The sequence below is a fragment of the Streptomyces indicus genome (genome assembly GCF_900100315.1).
Taxonomy (GTDB): Bacteria; Actinomycetota; Actinomycetes; order Streptomycetales; family Streptomycetaceae; genus Streptomyces; species Streptomyces indicus.
The window spans coordinates 488,218-503,271 of sequence record NZ_FNFF01000001.1 but is presented as its reverse complement, the minus strand read 5'-3'; the positions used below and the strand labels follow the sequence as shown (position 1 = coordinate 503,271).

General features: G+C 72.9%; 16 protein-coding genes. 12 read left to right on the top strand and 4 right to left on the bottom strand.

What is annotated here, in order from left to right:
- Nucleotides 1-120: 120 nt before the first annotated feature.
- On the bottom strand, nucleotides 121-1,182 hold the full coding sequence (locus tag BLT97_RS02285) for an oxygenase MpaB family protein (RefSeq protein ID WP_093606926.1): 1,062 nt from the start codon (nucleotides 1,180-1,182) through the stop codon (nucleotides 121-123).
- Nucleotides 1,183-1,255: 73 nt separating this feature from the next.
- On the opposite strand from BLT97_RS02285, the gene BLT97_RS02280 reads away from it, so the two are divergent.
- Nucleotides 1,256-1,936 carry a TetR/AcrR family transcriptional regulator gene (locus BLT97_RS02280; RefSeq protein WP_093606925.1) on the top strand — a complete coding sequence of 227 codons (681 nt, stop codon included), beginning with the start codon at nucleotides 1,256-1,258 and terminating at the stop codon, nucleotides 1,934-1,936.
- Nucleotides 1,937-1,952: 16 nt separating this feature from the next.
- On the opposite strand, the gene BLT97_RS02275 is transcribed toward BLT97_RS02280, so the two are convergent.
- Nucleotides 1,953-2,579, bottom strand: a complete 627-nt coding sequence (locus tag BLT97_RS02275) for a TetR/AcrR family transcriptional regulator (RefSeq protein ID WP_245769097.1) — start codon at nucleotides 2,577-2,579, stop codon at nucleotides 1,953-1,955.
- Nucleotides 2,580-2,828: 249 nt separating this feature from the next.
- Between BLT97_RS02275 and BLT97_RS02270 the strand changes: the two genes are divergently transcribed.
- From BLT97_RS02270 to BLT97_RS02260, 3 genes are read left to right on the top strand one after another with little or no spacing between them, the layout of a single operon-like run.
- Nucleotides 2,829-3,350, top strand: a complete 522-nt coding sequence (locus BLT97_RS02270) for a DUF6230 family protein (RefSeq protein ID WP_425442656.1) — start codon at nucleotides 2,829-2,831, stop codon at nucleotides 3,348-3,350.
- Complete coding sequence (locus BLT97_RS02265) at nucleotides 3,341-4,300, top strand: DUF6114 domain-containing protein (protein ID WP_342742684.1); 960 nt, start codon at nucleotides 3,341-3,343, stop codon at nucleotides 4,298-4,300. The genes BLT97_RS02270 and BLT97_RS02265 overlap by 10 nt, the downstream gene beginning before the upstream one ends.
- Nucleotides 4,297-5,181: a hypothetical protein gene (locus BLT97_RS02260; protein ID WP_093606922.1), complete on the top strand. Its 885-nt coding sequence runs from the start codon at nucleotides 4,297-4,299 to the stop codon at nucleotides 5,179-5,181. Before BLT97_RS02265 ends, BLT97_RS02260 begins: the two co-directional genes overlap by 4 nt.
- Before the next feature lie 84 nt (nucleotides 5,182-5,265).
- Here BLT97_RS02260 and BLT97_RS02255 read toward each other — a convergent pair whose 3' ends face one another.
- On the bottom strand, nucleotides 5,266-6,384 hold the full coding sequence (locus BLT97_RS02255; RefSeq protein ID WP_093606921.1) for a hypothetical protein: 1,119 nt from the start codon (nucleotides 6,382-6,384) through the stop codon (nucleotides 5,266-5,268).
- Nucleotides 6,385-6,399: 15 nt separating this feature from the next.
- Nucleotides 6,400-6,618 (bottom strand): hypothetical protein, encoded by a 219-nt coding sequence (locus BLT97_RS02250; RefSeq protein ID WP_093606920.1) that lies wholly within the window; start codon nucleotides 6,616-6,618, stop codon nucleotides 6,400-6,402.
- A gap of 229 nt (nucleotides 6,619-6,847) precedes the next feature.
- Between BLT97_RS02250 and BLT97_RS02245 the strand changes: the two genes are divergently transcribed.
- From BLT97_RS02245 to BLT97_RS02210, 8 genes are all read left to right on the top strand, one after another.
- The gene (locus BLT97_RS02245) at nucleotides 6,848-7,489 is read left to right on the top strand and encodes a DUF4383 domain-containing protein (protein ID WP_093606919.1); all 642 of its coding nucleotides are present in this window, start codon (nucleotides 6,848-6,850) and stop codon (nucleotides 7,487-7,489) included.
- Nucleotides 7,486-8,322, top strand: a complete 837-nt coding sequence (locus BLT97_RS02240; RefSeq protein WP_093606918.1) for a DUF4397 domain-containing protein — start codon at nucleotides 7,486-7,488, stop codon at nucleotides 8,320-8,322. The genes BLT97_RS02245 and BLT97_RS02240 overlap by 4 nt, the downstream gene beginning before the upstream one ends.
- On the top strand, nucleotides 8,315-9,103 hold the full coding sequence (locus BLT97_RS37715; protein ID WP_245769096.1) for a class F sortase: 789 nt from the start codon (nucleotides 8,315-8,317) through the stop codon (nucleotides 9,101-9,103). Before BLT97_RS02240 ends, BLT97_RS37715 begins: the two co-directional genes overlap by 8 nt.
- A gap of 65 nt (nucleotides 9,104-9,168) precedes the next feature.
- Nucleotides 9,169-9,966, top strand: coding sequence for an anti-sigma factor (locus tag BLT97_RS02230; protein WP_093606917.1), 798 nt, complete (start codon nucleotides 9,169-9,171; stop codon nucleotides 9,964-9,966).
- 305 nt (nucleotides 9,967-10,271) lie between these two features.
- A complete protein-coding gene (locus tag BLT97_RS02225; RefSeq protein WP_093606916.1) occupies nucleotides 10,272-11,405 on the top strand; it encodes a polyprenyl synthetase family protein in 1,134 nt (377 codons plus the stop codon).
- The gene (locus BLT97_RS02220; protein WP_093606915.1) at nucleotides 11,402-12,997 is read left to right on the top strand and encodes a phytoene desaturase; all 1,596 of its coding nucleotides are present in this window, start codon (nucleotides 11,402-11,404) and stop codon (nucleotides 12,995-12,997) included. Before BLT97_RS02225 ends, BLT97_RS02220 begins: the two co-directional genes overlap by 4 nt.
- The gene (locus tag BLT97_RS02215) at nucleotides 12,994-13,995 is read left to right on the top strand and encodes a phytoene/squalene synthase family protein (protein ID WP_093606914.1); all 1,002 of its coding nucleotides are present in this window, start codon (nucleotides 12,994-12,996) and stop codon (nucleotides 13,993-13,995) included. The genes BLT97_RS02220 and BLT97_RS02215 overlap by 4 nt, the downstream gene beginning before the upstream one ends.
- The gene (locus tag BLT97_RS02210) at nucleotides 13,988-14,995 is read left to right on the top strand and encodes a Rieske (2Fe-2S) protein (protein ID WP_245769095.1); all 1,008 of its coding nucleotides are present in this window, start codon (nucleotides 13,988-13,990) and stop codon (nucleotides 14,993-14,995) included. Before BLT97_RS02215 ends, BLT97_RS02210 begins: the two co-directional genes overlap by 8 nt.
- The last annotated feature ends 59 nt before the right edge of the window (nucleotides 14,996-15,054 follow it).

Genomic DNA, 15,054 nt, shown 5'->3' with positions numbered 1-15,054 from the left:
GAGGCTAGCATTTGACGTGAACGCTGCATGTCGGGGCGACTTCAACTCGGCGCAATATCAACGGTGGTGACAGAAAGTCAGTCCTGTGTGCCGCGCGCACCGCTCACGTGGGGCAGGTCGTCAGGTGAGCGGTCCCAGGACCTCCTGCGATTCGATCAGCCCCTGGTCGCTGGGCTGCTGCCCCTCGCCGAAGACCCGTGTCGCCTGGCGGGCCCGGAACTCGAGGTGGGCGTCGGCGGGTTTGGCGTAGCCGTGGCGCTCCCTGGCCTGGGCCGGGGTGAGCACTTCGGCGTTCACGGGAGGAATGCCGAGTTTGACCGGGGCCACCACCGGGACGGTGGACGGTGAGATCAGGCCCAGCAGGGCCAGTTCGATCCTGGGGTGGAGGTGGGCGAGGGCGAAGGACGCCTTCATGACGGGCACGATGAGGGCGTCGAGGGCGCGGGACTGGCGGATGCCGGCCAGTTCGCGCATCCAGCGCGGCAGCGTGGCGATGGTGGCGATGCGCTGGGCCCGGGCGACCACCAGGCTCGCCGGCCTGGCCCAGCGCGGGACCGGCGGCAGGACGAGTTCGGTGCGCAGCAGGTGGTGCATCGCCTGGCGGGCGATCGGGCTCGCGGACAGCTTCGGGCGCATCTGCTCGAAGTACGCGCGCACGCCTTCGCGGCTGCGCGGGACGGTGTCGGGGGAGCAGGTCTGCAACTCCGCCGCGACGGCACAGGCTTCCCAGTACTCCTTCTCCTCTTCGGCGGTGAGCTTCCCCGGCCCGTACTTCTCGTACGCGTAGAGGATCGAGTGCCAGCCGGTGAGCTGGATCCAGAGCTGCGAGTCCGGATCGTTGGCGTCGTAGGTGCCTTCGCCGTACGGCAGTCGGCCGATCGCCTTCGAGTGGACCTTGACCAGGATGTCGGCGGCCTTGCAGACCTGCCGGGTCCCGGCGAAGGCCACCATCGCGAAGTACTTGAGCGTCCGGTCGTAACGGGTGCGCGCGCGTCGGTAGATGCCCTGGGTCGCATGGACCGCGGCGACCAGCGGCGGGTCCAACTCCTCCACCACCACGGCTCGTTGGAAACCCACGGTCGGTGCCGTGGGGTAGCTCCAGACCTTCCACACGACCGAGCCGGGCCCGAAGAACCCGTAGTCCTCGTGCGGTTCGAACGTCTCGCGCTTCGGCTTCGCCATGAAGGCGCTCCTCAGGAGTGAGCGGGCTGAGCCGCCGTCGAATACGACACCACTGTCTTAAATTAAGACACGCATGTCGTACGCTGCCAAGGTGCCGACGTCCTCCAGTTCACCGGACCGCCCCCGCAAGCGCCGGCCCTACGCGCCGCGCCTCCCGTTCGAGCAGCGCCGCGAGCAACTGCTCGACGCCGCCCTCTTCGTGATCGCGAACGACGGATACGACCGGATCTCCATCGACGCCGTCGCCACCCGGGCAGGCGTCGCCCGGTCCGTGGTCTACGGCGCGTACGAGAACCTCGACGCGCTGCTGCACGCCCTGCTCGACCGCCAGCAGGCGCGCGCCTTCGGCCGCCTGCTCCGGGCGATGCCCGACCCGAACGGCCCGTATGATCCGGCCGAGTTCGCGGCCGAGGCCGTGCGCAGGATGTCGGCGATGCTGCGCGAGGACCCCGACACCTGGCGGCTCATCCTGGCGCCGCCGGGCAACATGCCCGCCGCGGTACGGCGCCGGATCGACGCGGACCGCGAGCGGTTCCGGCGCCGGGTCGAGGGGTGGATCTCCCGCGCCCTGGCCGCGCGCACCGGGCCCGCGTCCGCCCCGCACCTGGATGCGGGCGTACTCGCCCACGCGCTCGTGGCCTGCGCGGAACACTTCGGCGTGCTCGCGCTGACCGAACCCGGCCGGATCGATCCCGCGCTCCTGATCGGGCAAGTGCGGGTGATCATGGGGGTGTTGCTGCCGCGGGAGCGGTGAGCCGCTCAGCCGGTCCTCAGTCCGGTTCGGGCGCCGGCCAGTCCGGCAGGAACTCCTCGATGGTGTCCAGGGTCCGACGCAGCTGGCGTACCAGCAGCTCCCGCACCGTGTCGCGGTCCGGATCCGTGCGGTCGAGCCAGTCGAGGGTCACGGCCTCCGCGCCGCTGAGCCAGCCGACCAGGGCGAGCCGGGCGAGGGAGGGGATGTCCTGCCGGCCGTACGCCCCGTCGGCGATCGCGGCGATCAGCTGCTCGCGGACGCTGTTGCGCAGGGCGAACACCTCGGTGTCGAAGCCCACTCCGCCCGTCACGATCGCGCGGTACGCGGCCCGGTTCTGCTCGGCGTAGCGCAAATAGCCGTCGACCGTACGGTGTGCGCGGACCGTGCGGGGCAGATCCCGGGCACCGGTCGCGCGGGCCACGAGCCCGTCGCCGGAGTCCTCCACGATGGCCAGGTAGTAGCCGCGCTTCGACTTGAAGTAGTAGTAGAACAGCCCCTTCGCGACGCCCGCGCGCTCGGCGATCTCGTCCATCGACAGCGCGTCGTACGAAGTGTCGGCGAACAACTTCCGTCCGATGGCGATGAGTTCGGCGCGGCGTGCCTTCGAACGGCCGGTGCCGTCGCGCTGTTGACTCTTATTCAAATTACGCCCTAGTCTCCAACTGCCCGCGGAATGCCCGCAGTATGGCGCCCCGCGCCGACCTGCGTCGATGTTCCGTGAGAGAACGGGCCGCATGCGCGCTCCCGCATCCGGCCGCGCACCCCCCCTTACGCACGCGGACGACGTACGGGAGGCACGGTGAGCTCACAGCAGCGCCCGGTCGAACTGGGCAGAACCAACTGGAAGAAGACCGCGGTCACCGCGCTGCCCGCGGTGCTGTGCGTCGGGTTGATGGCCTCCGTGATGGCCGAGGGCGCACTGGCGGCGTCCTTCGCCGTCTCCGGGACGAGTTTCCAGGTGTCCTCGGGCAAGCTCACCAGCGAGGGCCTCGCCTCGTACGTGCAGGTCGACCGCTCGGTCGACGGCAAGGGCCACCCGGTGGCGCTCCTGGGCATCGGGGACGCCACGCTCTCCGACATCTGCCAGGCCGCGGAGGTGAAGACACCGATCGGCACGGTCGTGTTCAAGCTGACCGCGGGCGGGGAAGCGGGCAACGTCACGGCCAGCAACCTCGTCATCGACGGCGAGGACCTGGTGGGCGACGCCCGCTTCGGCACGGCCCAGATCGGCCGGGACGCATCCACCCTGGACAGCGTCGAGGGGGTCAAGGGGGAGGCCGGCAAGTTCGGGCTCCAGGCAGGCGACATCGAAGTGTCCGGCGTGAAGTCCAACGCGTGGTCGGCGACCGGCGGGAACTTCCGGCTCAAGGGCATGCGGGTCGACGTCAGCCTGGACGGCAAGAAGTGCTTCTGAACCGCGAGGGCGAGGGCGGCGGCGGATGGCTGGACCGCCGGCTGCCCCTGCCCGAGGCACGCCGGGTGCTGCGCCGCTGGCGCCGGACCCGGCCGTTCTGGGGCGGGCTGCTGCTGATCCTCGGTGGCCTCGAACTGCTCCTCGTACCACTGTCGCCGCTGACGGTCCTGGTCAGCCTCGGCCTCGGCGGGATCGCCGCGATCGGCATCGGGCTCGCGCTGATCGTGGCCGGCCTGTTCCTGTGGCTGCTGCCGCACACGCGGCACTACGTCAGCATCAACGCCCTGATCCTGTCGGTGCTCTCGTTCGCCGCGACCAATCTCGGCGGCTTCCTCGTCGGCATGCTCCTGGGCATCGCCGGCAGCGCGATGGGCTTCGGCTGGACTCCGGTCGACCCGGACGCACGGGAGGCGGCGAAGCGCGCGCGGATACGGGACGGGCAGGGGACCCGCACCCTCGGTGTGCTGCTGCCGGTGCTCGTCGTCGGCGCCGTGTACGGGCCGGGCGTCGGCCGGGCCGCGGCCGCACCCGCCGAGGACCTCGTCGCGGCGCGGACCCCGCCCGCCGTCACCACCTCGCTCTTCGCTCCGCAGGGCTTCCTCTTCGCCGGGGTCGAGGAGCTGCGGACCGCCGAGGGCACGACCAAGGTCATGGTGCTCCGGATGAAGGCCGCATCGCTCGACGACTACCGGCTCCAGACCCGCGACGGCGGCGGTGAACTGGCCCTGGGCGCCGACACGTTGGAGCTCTCCGGCGATGTCACGCTCTACCTCACGAAGTTCAGCGGCTGCCTCGAAGGCCTGCTCTGCCTGACCTTCACGCCGGACGGACTGCCCGTCCCGCCCGTCGTACCGCCCTTCGTCTTCATGACCGACGTGCGGGCCGAACAGGTCCTGGTCACCTCGGACCTGATCGTCGCCGGCGGACTCACCCTGAAGGCCTCGCCATGATCCAGATCCAGGCCGCCCTGTTCTGGGCGTACGCCGTCGGCGCCACCTTCGCCGTCGCGGCCGGCCGGCAGCTGCAGATCTGGGAGCGGCTGAGCGTCGGCGAAGGGCCCCGCACGCGCAGCCGCGTGGCCAACCCGTATCTGACCCTCACGGTCCTGTTCGCGACCCTGCTGCTCGTCCCCACCGGTCTGTTCCTGCTCTGGCAGAACCCGTCCTGGGCGACCATGCACGTCGCGGAAGCGCACCGGGGAGTCTGGGCCGGGTTCGTGCTCCTCTACGCGGGCGGCATCCCGGTGGCCACGCTCCTCGGCTTCACCGCGGCACAGGCCCTGGTGCTCATGGGCGCCGGCTACTGGGCGTATCTCCAGGCCGTGGGCGGGTACTTCCTGCTCTTCGGCACGCTGATCCACGGCTGGGACGGCACCGGCTACGCGCGCCTGTTCTCCACCGGGGGACGGGACTTCGCCGACTGGCCGAAGGACAGCATCGTCAACAACGTCCTGGACTTCCTGACCTCCGGCACCTTCCTCGCCCTGCTGCTGCTCGGGGCCGCCGTGATCGGGACGATGCTGGTCACCGAGATCGCCTGGCTGATGGAAGGCTGGGAGCTGCCCGGCGGCGACGAGGACCGCAAGGTGCCCCGTATCGTCGCGATCGCCCTCGCGGCCGCGGGCGTGTACGGCCTGCCGTTCGCGGGCGCGCTGCTCGCCAGCGGGCTGATGCGCTGGCTCGGCGCCCCCTTCGGACTGCTCGTGTTCGCCGCGCTCGCGGGCGTGCTCCTGCTGCACCGCGGCTCACCCGTGCGATGGCTGTACGGGCTGGTGGGCATCCCGGAACGGCACTGGCGGGCGTCGGGGGACGCGGTGGTCGAGGCGGCGTGACCGGGGCGTGCGGTGCGGGTGACCGCGGGCCGCGCTCGGTGGGTGCGGGGCCGGCTCCACGCAGCCGGGCCCGCACCGCGCCCGTCATCCGCGGACGTCCTGGAACGCCGGCAGGGCGAAGATCCGGGTCTTGTCCTCGTCCGACATCAGCTCGATCAGCGGCAGCACCGCGTCCCAGAGGTCCTGCTTGTCCACCTCGCGGGCCAGCGCGTCCAGCTCCGGCTCGTCGAGCGCGCCGGCGGCGTCCGCCACCACCTTGCGGGACGCGTCCGGCAACACCTGTACCAGGGGCAGGAATTCGGCCCACAACCCCGTGGCGACCACGGCCCGTACGACACCGGCGAGCACCTCGGCGTCCTGGAGGGAGGGCAGGACCGCGACGGCCCGCAGCTCCTGTGCGGGCAGCAGCGCCACCAGCGGGAGCAGCGATTCCCACAGACCCTGTGCGGCTGTCACGGTGACCAGGGAGTCGAGCCGCTCGGGCGGCTGCGCGGCCGTGAGAGAGGCGATCCGGGCGCGCTGCTCTCCCGTGACCATCCCGGCGACTGCCAGTGCCTCGGGCCAGAGCCCGTCGGCGGCCGAGGAGATGACCGACTCGAGGCGCTCGCGGCCCATCAACTCCACGATCCGGCCGAGCTGTTCGGGCCGGTCGACCACGTAGCCCGTGCGCAGCACCGTCTCGTCCGGCACATGCGGCAGGATGCGGCTCAGCGCCGAGTCCCGTATGTGGCCGACGAACCGGCCCATGGTGAGGTGGTCACCGCGTTCGGCCAGGACGACGGAGATACGGACCGTGAGGTCCTCGTCGAGCCGGTCCACGATGCCGGGGATACGCCGCGGATCGAGGTACGCACACGCCTGCGCCGTGAACGCGACCGGCAGCTTCTCGATGATGTCGGCGGCGCGTGCGGGGTCGAGCCGGCCCGCGACCGCGGCGGCGAGCCGGGGTCCGAGCGCCTTCTGCGAAATGGCGGCCGCCACCCCGGCGGGTACCAGCTTGGTCGCGGCGGCGATCCGGTCCAGCATGTCCGGCGCCCGGTCGAACAGCGCGGCGACGGTCTGCTCGCGGAAGCGCCGCAGGTCCGCGAGGGGCAGGGTCCCGAGGAAGGCGAGCGGTGCGGGGTCCGCGTCCAGGAGCGCGGCGATCTTCTCGGTCTCGGCGCGGCGTTGCAGCACCTCGGCGCCGGCGTGCGGGGCAGCCATGGCAGTCCCTCCCGGTCAGCGGAACAGAATGCGGCGCACGGGGCCGCGGGCGAGTGCGGGCACGAGCTTGAGCGCATCCTCGGCGGCCCGGTTCAGACCGGAGGCTTGACTCTCGCGCCGGGCGCGCAGCGCTTCGGCCAGCAACCTCGCCTGTTCGGGGGTCAGTTGGGTGAAGCTCTCCGGCGGGGCGCTGCCCAGCTCGGCGCTCAACTGCGGTGGGGCATCCGTACTCATGGGACCTCCCGAGCGAAGTGGCGGTGGGGTCGATGAACGGTGGTCCGAGCGTCTTGGGTATTTGACTATTAGTCAATAGAGACCGCCGGACCGCGCCACCGGGCAGGAGCGGAGCGCGCCGTACGCGGCCTTTCGCTGCACAAACGGTGCGACATGCCGCGCCGATCTTCCGGAGTGACGCTGAGGACGCCCGAACCGTTCGGGCGTACGCGTCGGCGGGAGATGCGTCATGAAACTCCGCGATGAACTGCCGGTCGACCACCGGCTGGCCACGGTGTACCGGGCGGGGGCGGGCCTGTGCGGCCTGATCCTGCTCGTCTTCGGCTGTCTGGGCTTCGCGCGGCAGCTGAGCTTCTTCGATACGAACGGCGAGCGCATCGCTGGTCTGTCGACCAACGGGGCGCTGAGTCTGGTGTCGGTCCTCGTGGGTCTCGGACTGATCGCCGCGGCGGTGATCGGCGGGAACGTCGCGTCCACCGTGAACATGGTCGTGGGGACGCTCTTCGTCCTGAGCGGCTTCGTCCACCTGTTCCTCCTGGACCGGCCCGCCAACGTGCTCGACTTCGGCATGTCCAACGTCCTGTTCAGCTTCGTCATGGGGCTGTTGATCATGACGTTCGGGATGTACGGACGGGTGAGCGGCGGGCTGCCGCACGACAACCCGTACTGGCGCCGGCGCCACCCCGAGCAGGCCGAACAGGAGGACGCGGCGCGCGCCCGGCGGCTGACCGGCGGGGCTCCCGCGGCCCTCGGAACCGGCGCGCGGACCGCGTCCGCAGATTTCTCCGCATCCACCCGAGGGGGAGCCCCGGAAGTGGGGTTGAGTTCCCGCATCCGCCGGGAAGCGTTGCGAAGGGGAATGGAACGATGATGTCTCGCACTCCCATCTTGACTGCCACCACGGCAGGAGTGTTCGCGCTCGCACTCGCCGCGGCGGGCCCCGTGGGTGCCGCGCCCCAGGCCGAGGGCGACACGGCCACGGTCTCCGTCTTCCACGGCGTGCCCGGCCTGACGGTGGACGTCTACGCCAACGGTGACAAGCTCCTGTCGGACTTCGAGCCCGGTACGCTCACCGACCCGCAGCAGCTGCCCGCCGGTTCGTACGACCTCGAGGTGTTCAAGGCCGGTGAAGGACCCGACGGCGAACCCGCCCTCCAGAAGAAGGTGGACGTGCCCGCGGGCGCCGACGCCACCGTGGTCGCCCACCTCTCCGCGGACGGCAAGCCCCAGCTGAACGCGTTCGTCAACGACATGTCCAAGGTGCCGGCCGGCAAGTCCCGCCTCACGGTCCGGCATGTCGCGGCCGCCCCCGCGGTCGACGTGCGCGCCGCGGGGAAGCCGGTGTTCGAGGGCCTGGAGAACCCGAAGGAGGCGAGCGGTGAGGTCGCCGCGGGCACGGTCTCGGCCGATGTCGTCCTGGCCGGCACCGACACGGTGGCCATCGGCCCCGCCGACCTGAACCTCAAGGAGGGCACGAGCAACGTCGTGTACGCCTGGGGAAGCGCCGAGGACAAGAACCTCGCGCTGAAGGTGCAGTCGTTCAGCGGCATGCACTCGGCCCCGGGCGGGGTCGACGCCGGGGAGTCCGGCCGGATGGCCGTCAACTCCGGGCAGGACTGGCTCGCCTGGAGCGCGGGCGCCGGCCTGATCGCCCTCGCCGGCGGTCTCGCGCTGCACGGCCGCCGGGCCCGCGGACGTGCCTGACGGCTCCCGCTCCCGGTGGCTTCCGTCGTCGAGTGCGGGGTGGATCGCCCTCCCCGCGCTCGTCGCGGCGGTACTCGTCGCGGTCCTGCTGTTCGCGCGGAGCGCCGAACGCCCGGCCGGTTCAGGGGACTTCGGCCGGGCTCCGGGCGCGGCGGGGACGTCCCCGGCGTCGGCTCCGGCGAGTCCTGCCGCACCCTCCGAGCCCACGTCCGCCGGATCGGCGCGGGAAGGCGAGGGACCGGACGGCGAGGGACCGGACCGGCCCGCACCCGACGCGGGCCCGTCCGGTGCTGCCGGGGACCTCGTTCCCGTACGCGTCGACCTGCCCCGGCTCGGGGTGCGTGCGGCGCTTCGGCCCGTCGGAGTGGACGCCGACGACAGGGTCGAGATCCCTTCCCGTTCCACCGAGGCGGGCTGGTACCGGTTCGGTCCGGCTCCCGGGGGCGCCGAGGGTTCGGCCGTGCTGGTGGGTCATGTCGACGTGGAGACAGGGGAGTTGGGTGCCTTCGCCGCGCTCTACGATCTGCGGGCGGGGGACGAGGTGAAGGTGGTCTCTGAAGGCGCGCAGGGGAGTACGGAGACGACGGAGACGACGGAGACGACGTACCGGGTCACCGGCAGGCGCACGGTGCCGAAGCAGGAGCTTCCCGACGCGGTGTTCCGCCGCAAGGGGCCGCCCGTGCTGACGATGATCACGTGCGCCGCTCCCTTCGACCGGAGCCGAGGCGGCTACCAGAGCAATCTGGTGGTGACGGCCGAGCCCGTCCGGTCCGGCGGCTGACAGCGGAGGACGGTGTGCGGCCCGGACTGGCCCCGGAGGCGTGCCCGTGACGGAGGAGGCGGATCATGGAACACCCTGATCCGGCGGACCTCGCGGATCTCGCGCTCGGCCACCCGGTGCCGCGGTCGCTGCGCGCACACGTGGCCGGGTGCGCCCTGTGCCGGGACGAGGTCGCCGCGCTGTACGGGGTCGCGGAGGCGGCACGCGCGGCCTCGGCGGAGGACCGGCTCACGCCGCCGCCCGACGCGGTGTGGCGGGCGATCGCCGCCGAGCTCGCGGCCGGATCCCCCGGGCAGGGCTCGGGCGGCGAACCGGGCGCGGACGCGGCGTCCGCGTACGCAACGGACCGGCCCGGGCCGGAGATGCCGCCGGTACGCGGGGACCGACGTGGCGGGCGCGCGCCCGTGCCACCGCCCCGCCGCACCAAGGCGGCACTGCTCCTCGCCGCCGGCTGCCTGGCCGTCGGAGCCGCGCTGGGCAGCGGTGCGACGTGGTGGCATCTCGACGACCCGGCCGTGGTCGCGGTCCGGCCGGGACGGGAATCGCCCCTCGCACCGCTGGCGGTGGCGGACGCCCGGGGGACCGCCCGGCTCGACAGCACCCCCGGGGGCGGACGGACGCTGCGGATCGACGTCAGCGGGCTGCCCCGCAGCCAGGGCTACTTCGAGGTCTGGCTGATGGACAGCTCGCACCAGAAGCTGATCGCGGTGGGAGTGCTCGGCCCCGAGGGAAGCACCACCTTGCCGCTGCCCCCGGGCGTCGATCTGGCGGACTACCCGGTGATCGACGTCTCGGACCAGCCGTACGACGGCGACCCCGCCCACTCCGGCAGGAGCGTGGTGCGCGGCCCGCTCAGGAGCTGACCTGCCCCGGGCGTCCGGCGTACGGGCGCGCACCGTGCCCCGGCTCGGATCCCCAGCTCGGACGCGCGGCGCCGCAGCGCCGACCGGCGACCCCGCTTGCACCGGGCCAAAGCCCACCTCGTGCTGAGCGCTGCCGGAAAGCGCGGCGGCAGGAATGCGAGCCGGAAGGCAAGGGCCGCCTGGAATGCGACCGGGACGGCAAGGGCCGCCAGGAATGCGACCCGGACGGCAAGGAACGCATCCGCGCGGCAGCCCGCGCCGGAAGTGCTGGTGCAACGGACAATCTCGTACGGGAAAGGGCTGTCATGCTGGGACTGCAGTCAACCTCGGCTCAACGGGCCGTGCTTGTGGGTGAACCGCTCACAGCCGTCGATGCCGGCCGGGCCGTCGAGACCGTCCTGGCCGAAGTGTTCCGTGCCGAACGGGAACATGCGCAGGCCATCGATCCGGTCTTCGCGCGCGACGTGGCCGGACGCGTGGCCGCGTTCGCACAGCACGGCGGGAAGCGGCTGCGCACGGCCTTCGCGTGGTGCGGATGGCGCATCGCGGGCGGTACGGGGGACGCGGGGGACGTCCTGCGCACGGGGGCCGCGCTCGAACTCCTCCAGGCCTGCGCCCTCATCCACGACGATCTGATGGACGGCTCGCCGCTGCGGCGCGGGGCACCGGCGGTGCACGTGCAGTTCGCCGAGCTGCACCGGACCGCACGGATGCGCAAGGACCGCGAGGCCTTCGCGACCGGCGCGGCCGTGCTCGCCGGAGATCTCGCCCTCGCCTGGGCCGACGACCTGATGGCGGAGACCGCGCTCGAATCGCCCTACGGCCGACGGGTGCTGGGGGAGTGGCGGGCCATGCGCGGCGAGATGGTCGCGGGCCAGTACCGCGACCTGCACGCCGAACAGACCGGCGCCTGCGGACTCGACGAAGCCGTGACCATCGCGACCCTGAAGAGCGCCCTGTACACCGTCGAGCGTCCGCTCGCGCTCGGCGCGGCCCTCGCGGGCGCCGACGACCTCACCGTGGACGCGCTGCGCTCGGCGGGCCGGTGCGCGGGGCTCGCCTTCCAGCTCCGCGACGACCTCATCGGCGCCTTCGGCGACCCGGCCAAGACGGGCAAGCCCGCGGACGACGATCTGCGGTCCCGCAAGCTCACGTATCTGCTGGCCGTGGCACTCGTCCTGGCGGACGCCGCCGGTGACCGGAACGCCGCGGAAATCCTGTCACCCCGCTCGTCCGCACCTTCGCCCGCCGACGTGGCGGAGATGCGCCGGGCCCTGGAACGCACCGGTGCGCGTGAGGTCGTCGAGGCGAAGATCGCCGAACTCGCGGAGAAGAGCGTGCGCTACGTCGACGGGACCGGCGCGGAGCCCGCGGTACGGCGGGAGTTCGCCGCGCTCGTGCGGCGGGCGTCCGGTCTCGCGCCGCGGGAGGAGCGATGAGGGCCGTCAGCGGGCCGACCGACCATGTGGTCGTCGTGGGTGCCGGCCTGTCCGGACTCGCCTGCGCCCTGCACCTGTTGGGCGCCGGACGCCGCGTGACGCTCGTGGAGCGGGACGCCGGACCGGGCGGCCGGGCCGGGCGCGTGGAGCTCGACGGCTTCCGGATCGACACCGGCCCCACCGTGCTGACCATGCCGCACCTCGCGGACGAGGCCTTCGCCGCCGTCGGCGACAGCCTGGCCCGCCGCGTGGACCTCGTCCCGCTGCATCCGGCGTACCGCGCCGCCTTCGCCGACGGGACCTCCCTCGACGTGCACACCGACGCGGCGGCGATGGAGGAGGAGGTCCGCCGCTTCGCCGGACCGGCGCAGGCCGCCGGCTACCGCCGCCTGCGGCACTGGCTGGAGCGCCTCTACCAGGCGCAGATGCGGCGCTTCATCGACACCAACTTCGACTCGCCCCTGCAACTGCTCCATCCCGACCTGGCCCGGCTGGCCGCACTCGGCGGCTTCGGCCGCCTCGACCGGCGCATCGGCAGCTTCCTCACGGACCCCCGGCTGCAACGCGTGTTCTCCTTCCAGGCCTTGTACGCCGGAGTCGCTCCGGCCCGCGCGCTCGCCGCGTACGCGGTCATCTCCTACATGGACACCGTGGCCGGGGTGTGGTTCCCCAAGGGCGGCATGCACGCCCTGCCCCGGGCCATGGCGGACGCCGCCGCCGAGGCGGGTGCCGATCTGAGGTGGTCCTCCGAGGTCCGTGCCGTCGAGCAGTCCGGCGGACGCGCCCGCGCCGTCCATCTGGCCGACGGCGAGCGCATCGCCTGCGACGCGGTGGTCCTCAGCTGCGAACTGCCCACCGCACACCGCCTCCTGGGCCGGACGCCGCGGCGCCCCGTACCGCTGCGGCACTCGCCGTCGGCGGTGATCCTGCACGCCGGAACGGACCGCACTTGGCCCCAACTCGCCCATCACACCCTGTCGTTCGGCGCCGCCTGGGAGCGGACCTTCGAAGAACTCACCCGCACCGGGAGCCTGATGAGCGACCCCTCGCTGCTGATCACCCGCCCCACGACCCACGACCCGTCGCTCGCCCCACCGGGCCGCCACCTCCACTACGTGCTGGCGCCCTGCCCCAACACGACGGTCGGGCCCTCCGCCCCGGCCTGGCGCGACCTGGGCCCCCGCTACCGCGACACCCTCGCCGCCGAGCTCGAACGCCGCGGCCTGCACGGGTTCGAGGGCAGCATCCGGACGGAGCAACTGGTCACGCCGCTCGACTGGACGGCACAGGGACACGCGGCGGGCAGCCCCTTCTCCGTCGCGCACACCTTCGCCCAGACCGGCCCGTTCCGGCCGCGCAATGTGCTGCGGGGCATCGACAACGTGGTGCTCGCCGGCTGCGGCACCACCCCCGGGGTCGGCGTACCGACCGTGCTCATCAGCGGCAAACTCGCCGCGGCCCGCATCACCGGCGACCCCCGTCGCCGCCCCGCACGCGGGAGCCGAGGACGCCCGGCCGCGCGACTCCCGGTCGCCGAAGCCGCCGTCCGCGTCACGGAAGCGGACAGCCGCGAGGGAAGCAGGCGGTCATGACCCGACGTGAACTGGACGCGGCCGGGATCACCGACCCCGGCCTGCGCTCCGCGTACACCCACTGCCGCGAGCTCAACGCCCGCCACGGGCGCACCTACTTCCTCGCCACGCGGCTGCTTCCGGTACAGCGCCGTTCCGCGGTGCATGCCCTGTACGGGTTCGCGCGCTGGGCCGACGACATCGTCGACGACCTGGACCGGCAGCGCCCGCCCGAGGAGCGCGACCGCCTCCTGCGGGAACTGGAGTCGGACCTGGTGGCCGGCCTGCACGGCGGCGGGAGCGACCCGGTGGTGCGCGCGGTGGCCGACACGGCCTCCCGGTACGCCATCGACCGCGCCCACTTCGTGGACTTCATGGCCGCGATGCGCGCCGACCTCACGGTCACCGACTACGCCGACTACGCCGCGCTGCGCGGGTACATGCACGGCTCCGCGGCCGTCATCGGCCTGCAGATGCTGCCCGTGCTCGGCACGGTGGTGCCGCGCGAGGAGGCCGCGCCGCACGCCGCCGCCCTCGGCGAGGCCTTTCAACTGACCAACTTCCTGCGGGACGTGGGCGAGGACCTCGACCGGGGGCGGATCTATCTGCCGGCCGACCTGCTGAGCGCGCACGGCGTCGACCGGCCGCTGCTGGAATGGAGCAGGCGCACCGGCCGGCAGGACCCACGGATCCGCGCCGCGTTCCGCGCGGCGGAGGACCTGACTCGCAGCGTCTACCGCCAGGCCGAACCGGGCATCGGCATGCTCGACCCCCGGGTGCGCCCGTGCATCCGTACCGCTTTCACTCTGTACGGGGGGATCCTGGACGAGATCGCCGCGCAGGAGTACACGGTGCTGCACCGGCGCGCGGTCGTCCCGCGCCGGCGGCGGGCCGGCACGGCGGCGGTGGCCGCGGCCCGCGTCCTGGGAGCGCGGTGGCGCGCCCGCCGGACGGGCGCCGTCTCCCCAATTGCCCCACGTGACCTGGCAGTTCAGCGGAAAGGACCGAGCAGTGGCTGACGGAGCGGACCGGCCCCGCCGGACCTCACCCTTGCGCAGGCGCCGCGGCCCCGACTGGGCGGCGCAGGCCCCCACCTGGCGCGAGGCCCGTCCCGCACTCATCGCCGAGGTCCTCAAGCGGGCCTCGGCCCGCCCCTGCGGCAACTGGTTCGTCGTCGGCGCCGCACGGGAGTTCCGCGCGGGCGGCGGACCGACGGGCCGCACGGTGGGCGGTACCGAGATCGTGCTGTGGCGCGCGGAGGACGGGACACTGCACGCCGGTCCCGGGGCCTGCCCGCACCTCGGCGCACCGCTGAAGGACAGCCGCGTGGTCTGCGGCATGCTGGTCTGCCACTGGCACGGACTGGCCCTGGACGGCGGCCCGTTCGCGGGCTGGGACCCGTATCCCGTACACGACGACGGCGTCCTGGTCTGGGTACGGCTCGACCGCGTCGGCGGCGAGGAACCCACGGACCGGCCGACGGTTCCGGCCCGCCCGGACGCCCCCGGCTCCGTCGAGGCCGTGTACACGGGCTTCGGGCGGTGCGAGCCGGAGGACGTCGTCGCCAACCGGCTCGACCCGTGGCACGGCTCCTGGTTCCACCCCTACTCCTTCGTCGACCTCACCGTGACCCGCGCCCCCCGCGACGAGGACGACGACGCCTTCCTCGTCGACGTCTCCTTCCGGGTGACGGGCCGTCTGGTGGTGCCGGTGCGTGCGGAGTTCACGGCACCGGGCCCTCGTACCGTCGTCATGCGCATCACCGAGGGCGAGGGCGCCACGTCGGTGGTGGAGACCCATGCCACGCCGGTCACCGGACCGGGCGCCGCACCGCCGCGCACCGCGGTGGTCGAGGCCGTCGTCGCGGCCTCGGACCGGCGGGGGTTCGCGCTCGCACGCGCCGCTGCCCCGGTCCTGCGGCCGCTTATGCGCCGGACCGCAGGAAGGCTGTGGCGGGACGACCTCGCGTACGCCGAGCGGCGCTGGTCGCTGCGGAGTGCGGGGCGTTTCCCCGACTGAGTGCCCTGCATGGACGGTGCCCGGTCCCGACGGACCGGGCACACCTCGTTCGCGGCGAG